Source organism: Candidatus Planktophila versatilis, from assembly GCF_002288345.1.
Lineage (GTDB): Bacteria > Actinomycetota > Actinomycetes > Nanopelagicales > Nanopelagicaceae > Planktophila > Planktophila versatilis_A.
On sequence record NZ_CP016781.1, the window covers coordinates 605,986 to 624,465 of the forward strand.

The 18,480-nt window shown below is 47.9% G+C and carries 16 protein-coding genes and 1 pseudogene; 2 read left to right on the top strand and 15 right to left on the bottom strand.

The annotated features are described in order from the left end of the window. Positions 1–5: 5 nt before the first annotated feature. From A1sIIB142_RS03055 to A1sIIB142_RS03100, 10 genes and pseudogenes are all read right to left on the bottom strand, one after another. Positions 6–764: a polyprenol monophosphomannose synthase gene (locus tag A1sIIB142_RS03055; RefSeq protein ID WP_095693619.1), complete on the bottom strand. Its 759-nt coding sequence runs from the start codon at positions 762–764 to the stop codon at positions 6–8. Next, positions 761–2,077, bottom strand: a complete 1,317-nt coding sequence (gene lnt, locus A1sIIB142_RS03060) for an apolipoprotein N-acyltransferase (RefSeq protein WP_095693620.1) — start codon at positions 2,075–2,077, stop codon at positions 761–763. The genes A1sIIB142_RS03055 and lnt overlap by 4 nt, the downstream gene beginning before the upstream one ends. Further along, positions 2,071–2,973 (bottom strand): 5'-3' exonuclease, encoded by a 903-nt coding sequence (locus A1sIIB142_RS03065; RefSeq protein WP_095693621.1) that lies wholly within the window; start codon positions 2,971–2,973, stop codon positions 2,071–2,073. The genes lnt and A1sIIB142_RS03065 overlap by 7 nt, the downstream gene beginning before the upstream one ends. Then, entirely contained in the window at positions 2,970–5,345 is a 2,376-nt protein-coding gene (locus A1sIIB142_RS03070; RefSeq protein WP_095693622.1) for a DEAD/DEAH box helicase, read from the bottom strand. The genes A1sIIB142_RS03065 and A1sIIB142_RS03070 overlap by 4 nt, the downstream gene beginning before the upstream one ends. Then, positions 5,342–6,208, bottom strand: a complete 867-nt coding sequence (locus tag A1sIIB142_RS03075) for a diacylglycerol/lipid kinase family protein (RefSeq protein ID WP_095693623.1) — start codon at positions 6,206–6,208, stop codon at positions 5,342–5,344. The genes A1sIIB142_RS03070 and A1sIIB142_RS03075 overlap by 4 nt, the downstream gene beginning before the upstream one ends. A 16-nt stretch (positions 6,209–6,224) precedes the next feature. Further along, positions 6,225–7,040: a twin-arginine translocase subunit TatC gene (gene tatC / locus A1sIIB142_RS03080; RefSeq protein ID WP_223299220.1), complete on the bottom strand. Its 816-nt coding sequence runs from the start codon at positions 7,038–7,040 to the stop codon at positions 6,225–6,227. 34 nt (positions 7,041–7,074) lie between these two features. Beyond that, positions 7,075–7,227 (bottom strand): annotated as a pseudogene (gene tatA, locus A1sIIB142_RS03085) (Sec-independent protein translocase subunit TatA); the annotation flags it as partial. Positions 7,228–7,298: 71 nt separating this feature from the next. Next, entirely contained in the window at positions 7,299–8,225 is a 927-nt protein-coding gene (locus A1sIIB142_RS03090) for a helix-turn-helix transcriptional regulator (protein ID WP_190283291.1), read from the bottom strand. Continuing rightward, a complete protein-coding gene (locus tag A1sIIB142_RS03095) occupies positions 8,218–9,156 on the bottom strand; it encodes a helix-turn-helix transcriptional regulator (RefSeq protein WP_095693626.1) in 939 nt (312 codons plus the stop codon). Before A1sIIB142_RS03095 ends, A1sIIB142_RS03090 begins: the two co-directional genes overlap by 8 nt. Further along, positions 9,140–9,991: a tRNA (adenine-N1)-methyltransferase gene (locus A1sIIB142_RS03100; protein WP_095693627.1), complete on the bottom strand. Its 852-nt coding sequence runs from the start codon at positions 9,989–9,991 to the stop codon at positions 9,140–9,142. The genes A1sIIB142_RS03095 and A1sIIB142_RS03100 overlap by 17 nt, the downstream gene beginning before the upstream one ends. A 60-nt stretch (positions 9,992–10,051) precedes the next feature. On the opposite strand from A1sIIB142_RS03100, the gene A1sIIB142_RS03105 reads away from it, so the two are divergent. Next, the gene (locus A1sIIB142_RS03105; RefSeq protein WP_095693628.1) at positions 10,052–10,807 is read left to right on the top strand and encodes a RecB family exonuclease; all 756 of its coding nucleotides are present in this window, start codon (positions 10,052–10,054) and stop codon (positions 10,805–10,807) included. A 10-nt stretch (positions 10,808–10,817) separates the two neighbouring features. On the opposite strand, the gene metH is transcribed toward A1sIIB142_RS03105, so the two are convergent. Continuing rightward, a complete protein-coding gene (gene metH, locus A1sIIB142_RS03110) occupies positions 10,818–14,288 on the bottom strand; it encodes a methionine synthase (RefSeq protein WP_223299221.1) in 3,471 nt (1,156 codons plus the stop codon). Between the two features lie 70 nt (positions 14,289–14,358). Here metH and A1sIIB142_RS03115 point away from each other — a divergent pair, with 70 nt between their 5' ends. Further along, entirely contained in the window at positions 14,359–15,222 is an 864-nt protein-coding gene (locus tag A1sIIB142_RS03115) for a PAC2 family protein (RefSeq protein WP_095684699.1), read from the top strand. Here the strand turns inward: A1sIIB142_RS03115 and mshC are convergent. Genes mshC through A1sIIB142_RS03135 form a run of 4 tightly spaced genes read right to left on the bottom strand, consistent with a single transcriptional unit; the run spans position 15,219 to position 18,413 of the window. After that, positions 15,219–16,460 (bottom strand): cysteine--1-D-myo-inosityl 2-amino-2-deoxy-alpha-D-glucopyranoside ligase, encoded by a 1,242-nt coding sequence (gene mshC / locus A1sIIB142_RS03120; protein WP_095693630.1) that lies wholly within the window; start codon positions 16,458–16,460, stop codon positions 15,219–15,221. The two genes, A1sIIB142_RS03115 and mshC, sit on opposite strands and share 4 nt — an antisense overlap. 14 nt (positions 16,461–16,474) lie before the next feature. Further along, positions 16,475–17,203: an SCO1664 family protein gene (locus A1sIIB142_RS03125; RefSeq protein WP_223299222.1), complete on the bottom strand. Its 729-nt coding sequence runs from the start codon at positions 17,201–17,203 to the stop codon at positions 16,475–16,477. Continuing rightward, positions 17,173–17,724 (bottom strand): DUF3090 family protein, encoded by a 552-nt coding sequence (locus A1sIIB142_RS03130; protein WP_095693632.1) that lies wholly within the window; start codon positions 17,722–17,724, stop codon positions 17,173–17,175. The genes A1sIIB142_RS03125 and A1sIIB142_RS03130 overlap by 31 nt, the downstream gene beginning before the upstream one ends. Then, on the bottom strand, positions 17,721–18,413 hold the full coding sequence (locus A1sIIB142_RS03135; RefSeq protein ID WP_095693633.1) for a histidine phosphatase family protein: 693 nt from the start codon (positions 18,411–18,413) through the stop codon (positions 17,721–17,723). The genes A1sIIB142_RS03130 and A1sIIB142_RS03135 overlap by 4 nt, the downstream gene beginning before the upstream one ends. Positions 18,414–18,480: the final 67 nt, after the last annotated feature.

Below are 18,480 nucleotides of genomic sequence, written 5' to 3' on the forward strand. Positions count from 1 at the left end.
CTTTCTTACTTTACATAATGTAACTTATCGGCGTTAGGTCTAAGCCTGCGAGATAGACCCCAGAGCGTGGTCTGCCAGAGTGCTTCCACAACAATCGCCTTACTCATCTTAGAAACCCCATTAATTCGCTCCACAAAGGTGATCGGAATTTCAATCTTGATTGCTCCAGCTAAGTCACTGGCCATCGCCATTTCGATCTGAAAACAATATCCAGTTGCTGTCATGTCGCTGAGATTTAAGGAACGAAGTAGCGATGTACTGTAAATGCGAAAACCACCGGTGAGATCGCGCAGCGGAATACGAAGTATTGCCTGTGCGTAGGCAGTACCTGCGCGAGAGAGTAATTGTCGACTCCGGGGCCAGTTCACAACTGAACCTCCGGGCATCCAACGCGTTCCAAGGACAATAGATTTAATCCCATTTGCAACTGATTCTGCAGCCGTAAACATTGCAGCTAGGTCCTGAACTCGATGTGAACCATCTGCATCCATAGTAACTACATGGGTGTATTTCTCGTCCTTTAGTACCGCCTGAAATCCTGCACGATAAGCAGCCCCAAGACCGGCTTTGCCGGGCCTACGGATAACACTCACCCATGAATATCCAAGATTCTGGGCAATATCTGCAGTTCTATCCGGAGAATTGTCATCTAAGACAACCACGTCAAATTGATAACGATTTTGAATAGTGGCAAGAGAATTGAGCAATTCGACTATTGAAATGGATTCATTGTAGGTGGGTATCAAAATTACAAAACGACTCATGAAAGAATCCGATTAATCAGAGTTCGATAATTATTGAGCATCAAAGAACCTGCCAAAGACTCCTGCGAATTCTCCCCTGTTTGGCTTAACACTCGCCCATTATTATCTATAAAGGCTGAGATTCCGACCGTGGAAACACTTAAAATAGCTCTGGAATGTTCAACTGCTCGTATGCGAGTGATGGCTAATTGTTGCGCACTTTCTGCAGTACCAGCAAAGGTGGCACTATTTGTCTGCACAATCAACGCCTTGGAATTTTTAGCCATATCCCGTACCAGATCATCGAGGATGATTTCATAACAAATGATTGGACCAAGTTCAACGCCCGCTACCGTATGAATTACTCGCTTATTTCCCGGTATGAAGTCATTGACTTTTTTGGCCAACGGACTGACTAGTTCAGCTAATCCTCGCAGCGGTAAATATTCTCCAAAAGGCGTCAGGCCTCGCTTGATATAGACACTTTCTCGAATTCCATCCTCGCCAAAGAGAATCGAGGCGTTCTGCGGACCATTAGCAGCTCGTTGAACAACTCCAGCGATAATAGGCGTACTTAAATCACCCGTGAGGGTAGCGATATCAGCTTGAACTTCCGGAAATAGCCGCGGATCTATGTCAATAGCATTTTCTGGCCAAATGATTGCATCATATTGGTCTGCAGTTACTCGTCTTGTTACATCTCGATGTAGATCAAAGACCGCCTTTGCTCTGGAGTTAAATCCAAGGCCTACTTCAGGTGTGTTTCCTTGGATAGCGATGAGGTTTACTTCACCACTCCCCTGTGGATTTGCAGGAAGTAGAAACGCAATAACGAATAAGGAGAGAATCGCTGCGAGATTTTTGCCGCGCAAGTGCACCAGAAGAAGAGCTATTGCAAGTGTGAATGCCGAAAGTGCAATGACTCCCCCGAGGGCGACTATGGGTAGCGCCGGTGAGTCAACCTGACTAAATGCGATCCGAGTCCAACCAAAGCCACCGAAGGGAAAGCGGGAACGAATTTCCTCCATTGCGATTAAGGCAAGGGCGCTCCACAGCAGGCGATGAGCGCGCCGATAGACCCAACCAACAGGGAGATAAAAAAGCGCCTGCAAAGCTGAGAGGAGTAACCATGGAATCGGGCCCACGTACTTTCCACTCCAGTAAAGAACTATTGCATTGAGAATGAAACCGAAAGCAAGACTATGAAGCATTGGTCTGGAACTACTTCGCAACTTTTGCAGATATAGCGTTAGGCCAATAACTGCTAGATACCAGATCCCGATTGGCTCGAAAGCGGCACTAACAAGAAATGCGGCGAAGGCTATCTTTACCATTGCAGTGCCGATATCAATCTATCGACGCTAGCCCCTAACCCGTACTCCTCTTTGATGGAATAGATTGCAGATAAGTCATCTGGCTTAGCGGGAGTATCTATTTTCATGGAAGGAATGGCCACATCTCGCGCACAGTTGACCAGCGTTGGTGCAATCTTCAAATAGTCTGCTCCATCAATAATTTTTTTGGCAAGTGACGCACTCAGTACTTCATGTCCAGCCTTAGCACCAGCCAGTGCATCTTCTACCGAAGCGAAATTGTTCGCAATCAGGGCTGCGCCTTTCTCACCTATCCCCTTTACTCCGGGAAGACCATCGGAAGGATCTCCTCTAAACATGGCAAAGAGGGCATACCTATCCCCTGGTATTCCATACTTGTTAGCAACCCAAGAGATATCAACTAAGTCATGTTGCGAGATTCCTTTAGCTAGATAAACAACTTTTACATCTCGTTTGTCATCAACAAGCTGAAAGAGATCCCTATCTCCCGTCACAATACGAATAGGACCCTTTTCTCTCACGGCAAAGGTGGCCATAACATCATCGGCCTCATAGTCATCAACGCCGACCATCGGAATGCAAAAAGCATCTAGTAGGTCAAGCAGAACCGGAATCTGCGGAGTGAGAGTCTCTGGCTCTTCTTCCACTTCACTTTCATCCTCAAGTCGATTGGCTTTATATGCTGGAAATAGATCGACTCTCCAGGATGGGCGCCAGTCTCCCTCTATGCAGGCAACTATTCGGTTGGGTGAATAAATACCGATTAAGCGAGCGGTCATATCAAGATATCCGCGAATAGCATTGACCGGCATTCCGCTTGGAGACAAAAGCGTGTCCGGCATTCCATAGTAGGCGCGATACCAAAGTGAGGCGCTATCTAGAAGCATGAGAGTCATAGCTCACCCAACATATAGGAAACAACACCGCGATCTAAACGTTTGACACCCTCTTTACATACCGGACGAAGATTCTCTGCGGCGCCACCAATTTGAGTAAGTAAGTCAATTAATTGCTTGATGCATCGCACGAAATCACCAACTGTCATATCGGTGCCTTTGATAACACTGCTCAGTGAGTGGCCATTGGCCCAGCGATATGCGGCATAACAGAATCCAAAATCGGGCTCACGTTGGGTCTTCACATCAAACTCATTTTCAATATCCTCAAGTTCCACCCAAATCTTGGCAACAACGGCAAGGGCGTTGGCTACATTTTGGTGCGGCATCTTTGGTGCATAGTTTTCAACACTTCGACTCTCATAGATCATCGCGGAGGCAACCGATAAGAGTTCGACCGGAGTCAGATTTTCAAAGACTCCCCTACGAATTGACTCGGTAAGAAGTAAATCTGATTCGGCATAAATCTTTGCCAGAATCTTGCCTTGCGCTAGCGGCTTTTCACCCTCGATATAACCAAGATGGGTCAGCACATTACAGATTCGGTCGAATGTCTTTGCAATCACGTGAGTGCGATTTTCCACACGAGAACGCAAACCTTCAGATTCCCTGTTCAATCTATCGGCGCGTTCGGCAAATCGGGCGTGTGTTTCGCGATCATTACACGAGTGGCAGGGATGGGCACGAAGTGCACGCCGCATGGAATCAAGTTCGTTCTCCATCTTTACTCTCTGACGTTGATCAAAGGTGCGCCGACCATCTCGCTTGCTGAGCAGCCGTTCAAGCTCTTTAATGTCGATTCGAGTGCGGGCATACTCTGAAAAGTTCCCGAGATGGCATTTCGCCGACTCATCTTGTTCTGCTGCAGCGGAATCATTCTTTCGTATCTGTCTAACTAGGCCAATAACTGCTCGGTCTGCTTGGAACTGGGCAAAGGATGACTCGAGACTTCCTCGCGCACGTTCTCTTCCAAAACGGGCGATGAGATTTATTGACATGTTGTATGTGGGAGTAAAGGAAGAACGAAGTGGATATGTTCGAGTTGAAGCTAGCCCCGCTGCGGTAGCCGAATCTACAGTTGGAGACCACTGCACAACGGCGTTACCTTCAATATCAATTCCGCGACGACCTGCTCGACCAGTGAGCTGGGTGTACTCCCCGGGTGTAATCGAAACGTGTGCCTCACCATTCCACTTCGTGAGCTTTTCCAAGACAACTGTGCGCGCTGGCATATTAATTCCAAGTGCCAAGGTTTCAGTAGCAAAGACCGCCTTGACCAGACCACGCTTAAAAAGATCTTCTACCGCGCCCTTAAAGCTAGGCAACATACCTGCATGGTGGGCAGCGATTCCACGTTCGAGTGCGGTGAGCCAATCGCGATAACCTAAAACTTCTAAATCCTCTTCGGCTAGGTTCTGCGTGTAACGCTGGGCGGTTGCAACAATTTCTATCCGCTCTTCAGTAGTTGTTAGCTTCACTCCCTCATTCAGGCACTGCTTGACGGCAGCATCACAGCCAACCCGCGAGAAGATGAAGGTAATTGCAGGCAATAAGTTCTCTCGCTGAAGCTTCTCGATAATTTCAGCACGTGATAATCGACTTTCACTATCGTTAAATCTATCGCGCCGTCCTCTGGGTGCTTTGGTCCGTCGTAGCGCTTCTCGCTCAAGACCTAAAATCTCAGGATTGATTCTTCCTGGTTCGTTGAAAAGATCAATCATCCGATCGCCAATAAGTACATGTTGATAGAGCGGGATGGGTCTGATTTCACTGACTATCACTTCGGTGGCGCCACGTATCTCACCGAGCCATTCACCGAATTCTTCAGCATTGGAGACAGTTGCTGAAAGTGAGATGACCTGCACGCTCTCCATGAGGTGAATGAGAACTTCTTCCCACACCGCTCCGCGAAACTTATCGGCTAAATAATGCACCTCATCCATCACTACCGATCCAAGATTGGTGAGCGTAGATGAGTTCGCATAGAGCATGTTTCGAAGGACTTCAGTGGTCATCACCAAGATGTCAGCTTCTGAGTTGATGTTTGTATCACCGGTAAGAAGACCCACGCGGTGTTCACCGAAACGTTCTTGAAACTCAGCAAACTTCTGGTTTGAAAGAGCTTTTATGGGTGTTGTATAAAAACATTTCTTACCGCGAGCCAGTGAACTAAAAGCTGCAAACTCTCCCACCACCGTCTTGCCAGCACCGGTTGGCGCCGCCACGAGTACACCCTTGCCATCTTCAACGGCCTGACAAGCGGTAATCTGAAATTCATCAAAACCGAAATCAAACTGCTCAATGAATTGGGTTGTGAGGGGGTGAGTTCCTCGCTTCTTGGCGGCTGCGTATTGCTCCGCCGGCGTGGTCATAGGGGCCATGTTAGTCCAGCACCTGCGATACATTGCGCCGAAACTGGAGCTGGACCTATTCGCTCACCATCGGCATATGCAATGGCATCAGCGTTGAGTTCGATCTTCTTTGTGCGAAATATCTCCACGGCTGGATGTGTGATATGAGAACCGGAAAACACTTTTGGGAAAACCTTAAGGAACTCCAACTTACTCACAGGTTTCAGAATCATCACATCAAAGTGGCCATCATCGAGTTTTGCATGCGGGCAAACAAGCATCCCTCCCCCATAGGATCGCCCATTGCCAATCGCAATCAACATCGCTTTGGTAGTGAAGGTGCGAGTGTCGGTAGTAATCTCATATTCGATTGGGGCAAATCTTGGGAGTTCAAGGGCTATCGCAACGTTATACCGCTGCGGCCCACGAGGCCAAGTCATTGCATTTGCTTTCTCATTAACTACAGAATCAAAACCAGTCGAAAGAATTGCAGCAAACCATTCAGAATCAACATTACCTAAGTCAATCGGCGTTGCTGGATTACTAGTGACATGATCAAGATATTTGGTGGAATCCTCTAGTGACCAACCCAAAGAACGAACGATGTCATTGCCAGTGCCGGCAGGAATCACTGCAAAGGCAATAGATCGAGGAACTACTAACTGCAAAACAAGATGCGCAAGTCCATCACCACCGATAGAAATCACACCTTCGCATGGGTGCATATCCAAGAAAAGTTCGAGCTCTTCCTTGATCTCCTTTGCTGAGCGCGATGAGAAGACTCGATAATCAAACTTCCGCTGGGCGAAGTAAGCCGTAACTTTCTCACCAGCTAACGCGCCCTTGCCATGTCCAGATGTTGGATTGATGGCTAACGCCCACATAGGACGACCCTATCGGCTATTCGGTAATTGGGGTTGGTGCAGCAATCTTGGTACTGCCAGTTTCTACGTCTGCAACTTTACTATCTCGCTTCTTATCTACAAGCAGTGCAATTCCAGCTGCCATAAAGTAGAAGAGAATTAAAGGAGCAGACAGTAGAGCCATACTCAATGGGTCCCCTGTTGGTGATAGGGCTGCAACCGCAAGACAGATAGAGAATATCCATGCGCGCCAGGGTTTGAGGATGGTGCGTCCTCTTAAGAATCCAATCAGGTTAAAGGTGAGTAAGAATACTGGTAGCTCAAAGGCGAGACCTACGAACAGAATTATTCGGAGAACGAAATCTAAGTAATCATCTAAGCGCACCAAGTTGCTCACCGCATCCGGAGTGAAGCCAAAAAGCGCTTGTATAGCTATGGGCAGAATCAAGTAACCAAGAGTCGCTCCCATGATAAAGAAAGGGGCGGCGGCTGTGACAAAAAGAACGCTATTGCGCTTCTCTTTTCTATGAAGTGCAGGGGCAATAAATGCCCAAAGTTGGTAGAGCCAGAATGGAGCGGAGACTATACCTGCAGTCATGAGAGCCACCTTGATCTGCAAATCTAGCGGACCCAAGACACCACTGATATATAAAGGCCCACAACTTGCTGCCTCTGAAGCTTGAGCTGCTCGCAAATCGCATACAGGTTTCGCTAAGGCAACGAGGATTGAATTGTAAAAATACCATCCCCCACCAAACGCTATGACAATTGCGATAGCTGAACTCAGAACTCGTTTCCTGAGTTCTCGTAGGTGATCGATGAGCGGCATCTGCCCTTGTGGTGTGGATGCCATCAGATTACTTCTCTTTTTTGCCGTCTTCTTCAATAACAGTATCGTCGGCCTTCATCTCTTTCATCTCACTCTTGAAGATTCGCATCGAACGGCCAAGAGAACGGGCAGAATCAGGAAGACGCTTTGCGCCGAAGAGGACCAGAACAACAATAAGGAGAATGACGATTTCTTTTGGACCTAAATTCATATTGTGAACTCCTTATCGTGAGATTTGAGCATAGATTACACCAGGTATCTTTGAATGGGTAGGCGAGGAAATCACCCCTCATAACGGTTGAGTATCACTTTGGCTCTTTTGGCGAGTTCACTCCGGATCTCTGCTGGAGCGAGAAGTTCGATAGCGCCGCCAGATGCCAACACAGACCTTGCAATCCAATGTTGTGAAAACGACGAACTTTCGAAGATGGTTCCAGCCTCCAGGTTAGATTCTTGAAAGCGTTCGGCAACATCTCTAGTTGGCCTCAGCACCTTTACCGAAAAACCAATTTTCTCGGGATTGACAGGTGGCGCTGTCGAAGGTTTTTTTACCTCCGCTGAATTAGCTGATTGAATTCTATCCATCCGAAAATGTCTGAAATCAAGTGCTGTAAAGCAGTACGCATGCAGGTACAAATACCCCTGACTCTCAAGTATCTCTAGCGGAAGTACGACCCTCGAGGAGACTTCATCCTTATAGAGCGAGTGATATGAGATCTGCAGTCCACTGCGATGAGCTATCGCTTCCTTTACTGAAGTTGTTACTTCAGTGCTGATATCACTTGATGCGGAGAGCGCTAATGGGAGATTAACAAGGCGGGCGATACGTTGTGAAAGTGAGCTAATTGCTTCAATAAGATCTGTTCTTTCGGTCGAAATTGCAGATCGCAGGACATCTAAACCAAGAACGAGCGCGACACCCTCTTCGTGTGTGATGGATCGAGGCTTTGCAAGGGTTGGTGCATTTCTTATCGTGACATAACCAGATTCAAAATCTAAATCCATCAGTTCTAGTGGCGTGTAGCCGGGAAGACCGCACATCCAAAGTGTCGTCAGATCGCTGATCATTTGGTTAGCGGACACCTCGAATACTTTGGCCAAATCAACAAGAGAAATACCCTGATGCGTATTGATATACGGAACAAGATTTAGCAATCGAGAAGTGCGCTCTAATGGGCTAACAACATTCTTTGGCGCGTTCTTAGCCATGTGCCTCCAATATATCTTTAAGACTTGAAATGATGATCTCGCGCAGCTCCGTTGGTGAATGAACATAGACATCATCTCCGTGCCAGAGGATCAAGGCAGCCAGAGTTTTCATATCTAGGATTGGAATCTGAATCTGATCCCACTCACCTATCGACTTCGTCGATGATGCGAGAGCGCGCAGTGAGGTGCCCTTGCCGCGACGGACATCAATTACTGCGTCGATGTTCTTCACTCTTTCGAAGAGACTTTGAGAATCAAAGTTTTTGGGAGTTTCGAACTTCTTAGGTCCTTTCTTCACGGTAAAGGTTCCGATTACTCGATCAAAACGGAAGGTCCGAACCTCCTCGATGCTCTGATCTACTCCAGCTAAATACCAGTGGCCTGAGCGGGTTGATAGAGCTATCGGAACAATGCGTCTATTTTCCACCGTCAAGTCAAAGTTTTGGTAAGTAAATTCAAGAATCTGGTGCTCTGCAATAGCGCGCGTGATCTTCGGAAGATCTAACCCATCATCAGAGAAGAATGGAATAGAGTCCGGCAAATTTGCTTCATCAACTGCTATTCCAAGTGAATTCAACTTAACCAGTGCCCGCTGCGCAGCATCATCTAGTGAAGCCCCTTGCCATGCCTGAGCGGCTAACGACAAAAGAGAAATTTCCAGGGCAGTTACATCACCAAGATCCAATTGGTATCTCTCCTGCTTGATGCGATAACCGGCCTCATCATTAAAGAGCGGGTCGAAGGAACCGACTTCTATCTCTATGCCAAGAGAGCGTAGATCATCTTTATCTCGCTCGAACATTCTCTCTTTAGACTCAGAACTTCCTTCATAGCCCTCAATAGTCCTAAAGATTTCAGATTTGGTAATGAATCTCTTCGTTGCCAAGAGCGCAATCGTGAGATTAATGAGTCGTTCACTCTTCCGTGACACCGTAAGCACCTTTTGCCGGACGTCTGCGGCGAGCCAGTACTTCAACACCTGGTGCCATTCGCCTGCTTTGGATAAGGAAACCTGTGTGACCAATCATTCTTTGTTGTGGGCGAACGGCAAGGCCTTCATGATGCCAACCTCGAACAATTGTTTCCGAACTCTCTGGTTCAGTGAAGTGTCCATCTGCTTTGAGTGCTTCAGCCGTTGCCGAAAGCTGGGTGGTAGTTGCCACGTAGGCTAGAAATACTCCCCCTGGACGTAATACCTCGGCCGCCATCGAAACGCATTCCCAAGGAGCGAGCATGTCTAGGATCACGCGATCATATTTCTGGGTAAAGCCTTGTTCCTGAACCGAGCCAACATCTAGCTTCCAATTTTTAGGTGGCGCTCCAAAGTAATTTTCAATATTTGCTTGCGCGTTATCGGCAAAATCTTGACGGCGCTCAACTGAATGAACAGAACCATTCTCACCTACGGCGCGTAGAAGCGAGAGAGTCAGTGCCCCGCTACCTACACCTGCCTCAAGAACTCGCGCCCCAGGGTAAACATCTGCAACTCCGACAATCATTGCTGCATCTTTTGGATACACAATTGTTGCCCCGCGCGGCATAGATAACACATAATCTGCAAGCAATGGAATGAATGCTGTGAACTTAAGTCCAGCGGTAGTGCTGACAACTGAGCCTTCGGGTAATCCGATGAGATCATCGTGAGTAATCCAGCCCTTATGTGTGTGCCACTCTTTACCAGGGGTTATCGTGAAGCTATATAACTTTCCCTTGGGATCGGTAAGTTGAATACGATCGCCGGCTTTGAAGAACCCATGTTCAGACACAGAGGCATCTTAGGCGAGGAATGACTCCCCGCGCTGGCGCGGGCGGTATCGTCGGCGCCCATGGAGCAGTTACGTCTTTCCCCCAGCAGAATGAATGATTTCACCAACTGCCCACAACTCTATAAATACCGAGCTATCGACCTCTTGCCTGAACCGCCCAGTATTGATGCAGAACGCGGGAAGTTAATTCACTCAGTGCTAGAAGACATCTTTGAACTTCCTGCTTCGGATCGAACTTTTGAGAGCGCGGTTGATTTACTGCCCGCATCGTGGAGTGCGCAATTGGAGAGAACCCCAGAACTTGGTGCGCTAGTTCTGGATGAGAAAGAGTGGATGGACCGTGCACAGGCGCTATTGACTAACTACTTCTCCCTCGAAAACCCAACAACATTTGAATCAACCTATCGGGAACTGCATTTAGAGCGAAACATTTCGGATGAGGTTTACCTCCACGGTTATGTTGATCGACTTGATATCGCACCCACTGGTGAAGTGCGGATTGTCGATTACAAGACAGGCAAATCTCCCAAGCCAGGATGGGAGGAGAAAGCGCTATTCCAACTACGGGTATACGCACTTCTCTACTGGCAGAACCACGGAGTTCTCCCCCGCATGCTTAGATTAATTTACTTAGGTGATGTGAAAACTATTGAAAGTCAACCGACCGAAGCGCAGCTGACTTCTACTGAAAAGAAATTGAACAATATTGGCTCCGAGATTCTCACCGCTATTGAAACTGGACACTTCCCCACACGGAAGTCGAGATTATGCGACTGGTGTTTCTTTAAAGCAATCTGCCCAGCACACGTGAAGTAGACAAGCTCACTCAATTAGCGTTGAAGTATTTCGCCTCTGGGTGATGAACAATAATTGCCGAGGTACTCTGTTCGGGATGGAGCTGGAATTCCTCCGAGAGTTCAACTCCAATACGACCTGGTTCAAGTAATTCGCAGAGTTGAGTCTGCTGTTCAATATCAGGGCAAGCTGGATAACCAAATGAGTATCGCGATCCTCGGTAACCCTGATCCAAGATGCCCTGTAGATCTGGTGAGTCAAGATTTCGCATAGCCATCTCTTCGCGAATACGTGCGTGCCAATGTTCGGCAAGTGCTTCAGTGAGTTGGACCGAGAGACCGTGTAACTCAAGGTATTCACGATACTTATCGGCTGCAAATAACTCATTTGCGGCCTTACTTACTGTGTTTCCCATCGTCACAACGTGGAAGGCAACAACATCGGTTTTCCCTGAATCTTTACTTGCAAAGAAGTCCGCTAAACAAAGTCTGCGATCGCGTGATTGACGCGGGAATGAGAATCTCGTTCTCTCCTGACCGGCCAGAGGACCTTCATGATGCAAAATAATAAGGTCATTTCCATCTGAGACGCATGGGAAATATCCGTATACAACTGCAGCTTCTAGCCAACCATTTGACTGGACTTCGTTAAGCAACTGACGTAGCCGTGGCCGACCTTCAGATTCAGCCATTACATCAAATTCACCACGTGCACCCTTAAGCCCCCACTGCCCAACAAATAGTGCGCGTTCATCGAGCATGCCAACATAGTCAGCGAGTGCAATACCTTTAACGATACGTGAACCAAAGAATGGCGCCTTTGGTATATCAATATCTATCGCAACATCACTTCGTTGCGTGTCAATAACTTTCGGTTCACTCGACTTAGCTACGGCCTTAACTTTTCGCTCGCGAAGTGCCGGCAGCGCCGCTCCTTCATCGCCCCGCTTAACGGCCATGATTGCATCCATCAAGCGCAAACCTTCGAAAGCATCTCGCGCATATCTGACCTCTCCAGGGAAAATTGCGGCTAGGTCTTGTTCGACATAGGCACGCGTGAGAGCAGCACCCCCCAGAACAATCGGCCATTTCTGATCGAGCCCGCGACTGGTAATCTCTTCCAGATTCTCACGCATGATGACAGTGGATTTCACCAAGAGACCAGACATACCTACAGCGTCGACATTATGTTCAATTGCCGCGTCGATGATCTGATTGGCAGTCTGCTTAATTCCAATGTTGACAACTTGATATCCGTTATTCGAAAGAATGATATCTACCAGGTTCTTTCCAATATCGTGCACATCACCCTTTACGGTTGCGAGTAACATGCGCCCACGCCCACCATCACTGGTCTTCTCCATATGAGGTTCTAGGTATGCCACGGCAGACTTCATAACTTCCGCACTTTGCAGTACGAATGGAAGCTGCATCTCACCCTTACCAAAGAGCTCCCCAACTACCTTCATGCCTTCTAGAAGATGATCATTAATGATTGCAAGTGGGGCAACTCCCTCACTCATAGCAGCATCTAGATCGTCAGTGAGCCCAACTTTTTCACCATCAATAATGCGGCGCTCTAAGCGTTGGCGAAGTGGAAGTGCGGCTAATTCTGAAGCTCTGATGTTACGAGAGGCAGCTAACTCCACGCCTTCAAAAAGTTGGAGGAACTCTTGCAGTGGGTCATATGTGCAATTCTCACCATCAAAAACTCGGCGGTCATAAATAAGATCGAGTGCCACTTCCTTTTGGCGCGGTTCGATTCTGGCCATCGGCATGATCTTGGAAGGGTGGACGATGGCCGAATCAAGGCCTGCTTCGACGCACTCAGAGAGAAAGACGGAGTTGAGTACTACTCGGGCAGCGGGATTGAGGCCGAAGGAAACATTGCTCACACCTAAAGTTGTTTGTACATCTGGATATTCACTCTTTAAGGTGCGAATCGCACTAATTGTTTCAAGTCCATCACGTCTGGTCTCTTCTTGACCTGTCGCGATAGGAAAGGTGAGTGTGTCAATCAAAATATCGCCGACATTCATCGACCAGTTCTCGGTTAAGTCAGCTATCAAGCGACGTGAAACACGCATCTTCCACTCAGCAGTACGCGCCTGGCCTTCCTCATCAATAGTAAGTGCTACTACCGAGGCACCATGTTCTTTCACAAGTGGCATAATTTTTGCAAAGCGTGAAGTGGGACCGTCGCCATCTTCATAGTTAACCGAGTTAATTACGCTACGTCCGCCGAGTGATTCCAGGCCAGCTTTGAGTACTGCCGGCTCTGTTGAATCAAGAACAATCGGAAGAGTGGAAGATGTGGCAAATCGAGAAGCAAGCTCCTTCATATCTCTAGCACCATCGCGACCAACATAATCAACGGAGAGATCAAGCATATGGGCGCCATCTCGAATCTGATCTCGGGCTATCTCAACACAGGTCGCCCAATCCTCAGCAACCAAGGCATCTCTAAAAGCTCGTGAACCATTGGCGTTGGTACGCTCGCCTATCGCTAGGTATGTTTTCTCTTGTCTAAAAGGCACGTATTGATAGATAGAAGAAGCACCTGGTTCAATAGTGATTTTCCGTGCATCAACTTTCTTGGCAGACAATTTCTTCACAACGGCCTGCATGTGGGCCGGAGTTGTGCCACAGCAACCACCAATCAAAGTGATTCCATAGTCATTGACGAAGGTTTCAAGCGCAACCGCTAGCTCTTCTGGCCCTAGCGGATACTCAGCACCTTTCTTGCCCAGAATCGGTAGACCGGCATTTGGCATCACTGAGATTGCCACCCGCGAATTCTTCGAGAGATACCGCAAGTGCTCTGACATCTCGGTTGGTCCGGTTGCACAATTTAATCCGATGAGATCAATATCGAGTGGCTCAAGTGCGTTTAACGCTGCTCCGATTTCAGAACCCAAGAGCATCGTCCCTGTTGTCTCAACCGTGACCTGCGCAATCAGCATGATATCCCGCTTAGCTTCTGTGATTGCTTGCCTGGCGCCATTGACCGCTGCTTTAGCCTGCAATAAATCCTGTGTGGTTTCAATCAGCAACGCATCAGAACCGGAATCAACTAAACCTTTAGAGGCGGTGTAATAAGCCTCTTTCAACTTTTCATATGTTGTATGACCAAGGCTAGGTAGTTTGGTACCGGGACCGAGTGAACCAAGAACAAAGCGCGGTTTATCAGAAGTTGAGTAAGCATCAGCGGCTTGTCGAGCAATGACACCGCCGGCATAGGCCAGTTCATAGATTCGGTCTTCAATTCCATACTCGGCCAAGTTCGCCCAGTTTGCGCCAAAGGTATTGGTCTCAATGGCATCAACGCCGACCTCTAGATAGGCATCGTGCACAGAGCGAACGAGATCTGAGCGTGTCACGTTCAGAATTTCATTGCAACCTTCATGGCCCTGGAAATCTTCTAATGAAGGATCTGCAGCTTGGAGCATCGTTCCCATCGCGCCGTCGGCGATGACGGTGCCGTGAGCGAGGGCGCGCCGCATGAGGCCATCCATCAGTTTTTGAGGGTTTTTCTCGCTCGTCACATGGCAGAGATTACCTTAAGGTGTCGCTGTGGAGATTCATCAAATTCCTTCTTTGCGTTCACCAGTGATGGTTATCGCTTTTTCTGGTTGGAATGATGCTGCCGAAGCTGCAACCGGCGCTCTATCTCACCTATTAGGTTCGTGGACTGATCCTTCATTTGATGTGGTTCCTGAGTTAATCGCAGATGTTGACCCAGAAGAGTTCTATGACTTTCAAGTAAATAGGCCAATGATCTATGTAGATGAATCAAGTGTTCGTAATCTGACCTGGCCAGGAACGCAGATCTACGCACTTCGCACTCCCACACTTGATCATGATTTTATTGTCGTGCGCGGCGTGGAACCATCTATGAAATGGAAGACCTTTACCTCTGACCTGCTAGATCTGGCAGAAGATCTTGAGATTGATTTAGTCATCACTCTTGGTTCGATGCTCGCCGATACTCCTCACACACGTCCAATTACTGTCAGTGGAAGTGGCGCACATCCAGATATTGCACAGCGTCTAGGTGTTGAGATAAGTAAATATGAAGGCCCAACTGGAATCCTAGGTGTCATTCAGGTCGCGTGTGTGCAGCGCGACATTGACGCAGTCTCCTTATGGGCTGCCGTTCCCCACTACGCCTCAAACTCGCCATCGCCAAAAGCATCACTTGCACTTGTGAATGCCCTCGAAGATTTTCTGCGAATCTCAATCCCGCAAGGCGCACTTCCCGAAGAATCAACTGCCTGGGAGGTTGAGGTAACAGAGATGGCGAAAGAGGACTCCGATGTTGCTGAGTATGTGAAAGCTTTGGAAGAGAGCAAGGATGCCTCGGAACTCCCTGATGTCACCGGTGAATCAATTGCGCGCGAATTGGAAAGATTTCTACGTCGGCAAAGCGGAAATTAGAGCGCTAGTCCAAGCAAGGTATCTAACGCTCGCGAAAGTTCCCCTGCATGCCCGCCGCTCTTTCCATCACTTGTATCTCGCATCCAACTGCGAATAATCGTTTGAACTTTCACAGTATCGAGATTATCGCCCAGTGCTGAAATTATCGATGCGATAACCTCATCCGTTGCCGCAACATCTACTCGACTCAATTGCAGTCGAAGATCATCAATTTCAGTCGCTGCTTGAACCAAAATTTCCCTATTCCACATCAGGTCCTGTGAGAATTGATGACCCATCAGCGCCCATCTAATCGCCATCGGTTCGACACCTTCTGCAATGAGTTGCGAGACAAAGAGCAAATTTCCCTTTGACTTACTCATCTTCTCGCCATCAAGACCAATCATTCCTGCATGTACATAAGTGCGAGCAAATCGTTGGCGCCCAATGATTCGACTTTGAGCCGCGGACATTTCATGATGAGGAAAAATTAGATCACTACCCCCACCTTGAATATCTATTGCAAAGTCATCATGCGTATCAGGCTGCAGATAATGAAGTGCGATGGCACAACATTCGATATGCCAGCCAGGCCGGCCCATACCAAACGGACTGGCCCAGCCAGGTTCACCTTCACGTTGGGCTAACCAGAGAAGTGCATCAAAAGGATTCTCTTTGCCAGCACGTTGTGGGTCTCCCCCGCGTTCGGCGAAGATGGAGAGCATTTGCTCATCTGTGTAATGAGAACGGGTGCCGAATTCCTCATCAGAATGAGTTCTAAAGTAGAGGTCATTTTCGAGGCTATAGGTCGTCCCTGACTCCTGCAATTTCATTATTGAGTCCACTACCAATGGCATTGCCTCGACAACTCCGACATAGTGTTGTGGAGGCAGAACGTGAAGGTCGGCCATATCACCACGAAAGAGATCTATTTGAGAGTTAGCCAGATCCTGCCAATCGATACCGTCGCGTGCGGCGCGCTCTAACAGTGGATCATCGATATCAGTAATGTTCTGAACAAAACGAACCTCAGCACCGGTTGCTTTGAGATAGCGATGAATTAAATCGAAAGTGAGATAGGTGGCTGCGTGTCCTAGATGCGTTGCATCGTATGGAGTAATGCCGCATACATACATCCGGTAGACAGGCTTCTGCGGAATGGTTTCAACCTGTTGAGTAGCGGTGTTCAGTAGTGAAAGAGGCTCGAGTGAGAATCTACTGGAGAGCTTGGGAATGTAAATCTCTGGCCAGGCACGCATATCGCAACTTTACTTTAAAAAGGGGGCCATGGCACAGCAGGCCAATCTTCACTTGGAGATGGAAATTTCCCAGATTCCATGAGGCCTTCGATTCTTGCAATCAGGGCGCTAAATTCAATCTCAGTGATTAATCCACGCAAAACCTCGGATTCAGTGTGCAACCGAGTGACTAACTCATCGAGGGCGTGTATCTCTTCGGCGGTGAGTTCGCGCTCAGCAAACTGCCAAATAACGGTTCGCAGTTTGTTCTCTTCGTGAAATGTGACGCCATGATCACAACCAAGAAGACTGCCATCAACGACAGGCAACAAGTGACCTATTTTTCGATCGGTGTTGTTAATGACGGCATCAAATAGAGCCATCCGACGAAGGTTCTCGTTATCCTCCCGGTAGTACAAGGCCAAATCAATTGACTCATCGATATCAATCCACTGCTGCACCATTCCTAAACCGAATGGTCCTTCTCGTAATACGGTGGGTGGAACAACTTTCCAACCGGAATATTCACTAATTAAGTAGGAGGCGTATTCGCGGTGAGCTAAATTTCCGTCCGGAAAATCCCAGAGCGGTCGCTCTCCTGCGATGGGTTTATATATGACAGCCATCTTCTCATCGCTAAAAGTGCATTCGCCATAGAGAGTGGCATTAGATGCATCAACTAATCGACCGGTTACCTCAAGAGTTCCGGAAAGCAGGTGTTCAATGACCTTACTCATCTGCGATAGCCATTTGAGCGCGGACATAGATGACCTTTGACATCTATCGGTCCACCACAAAATGGACACGGCTGGCGTCCTGCGCCCACCACGATGAAGGCTCGCTTGGAGAATCGATCAGCTTCACTTGGAGTAATGAGAACACGCAAAATATCCTGGTCACCTGTTAGATCATCGACATCTATGAACTCTGGATCCTGATCGCTACCTTCATTAATAGCCTGGAAATCTACTTGAATCAAACCTTGCTCTGCATCGAAAGCTAAGCCGATAACGCCGACGCGAAACTCTTCTTCAATGGGAGTACTCAGCGGTGCATCATCTTTCACAAGACGGGAAAAGCTAACGTTTGGATTGTTCTGCTTGATATCTCGGATTGTGTAGAGCAAGCGATCTGCCAGAGCTTGGACCTGCGTCTTTTCGAGCGAAACTGAGATTAAACGTGAACCACTTTGAGCTTGAATAAAGAAGGTTCGTTCCCCTGGCTGACCTACCGTGCCAACTGTAAATCTCTCCGGTTGTTCAAAGAGAATTATCTGCGAACTCATTTCTTGTTTCGCCTGACAGCTCCGGCTCCACCACCCAAGAGCATTTTCTTGGGACGCGCACCCGAGAGCGAGCCTTCTAGGTGCGTAAGATTGTCATTGAAAAGTATTAGGCGTGCACTTTCGCCATCATATTCAAGCATCGTAATCGAGGCGGGATCGATTACTAAAGACTGGAAATTATCAAGTTTTATCTTCAATAGACTCGCAACCATTGCCTTAATGACATCACCGTGACTCACAAACAAGTGAGTCCCTTTAGATTTCTCTAGCACTGCCTCTTCAATGGAAGCCACAGCACGCTTTTGCATAGCGGTCATGCGTTCACCTTGCGGAAATTCAACCTTGCTCGGAGTTTTCTGAATAATCTTCCAGAGGGGTTGCTTAGCTAGTGAGTTGAGTTTCTTGCCACTCCAACTGCCATAATTCATTTCAATCAGTTTCTCATCTAAAATGAATTTCTTTAGTCCATTGGAGTTCGAGGATTCCAGCCACGGCGCGAGCGTCTCCTGACAACGTTGCATCGGACTCATGCGGATCGAATCAAATGAGACTTTTCCAATGCGATCTACCAAGTCAATAGCCTGTTGGCTCCCCTTTTTACTCAAAGAGATGCCAGGCAATTGCCCTGCCAAAATTCCAGATTCATTGGCGATTGAATGTGCATGTCTTAGAAGGATTATTCGCGCCACAACACGAAGGTTATCGCTAAATTTCTAATCACCACTTTTTCGCTATCCCCTTGCTAGGGTCTGCGTC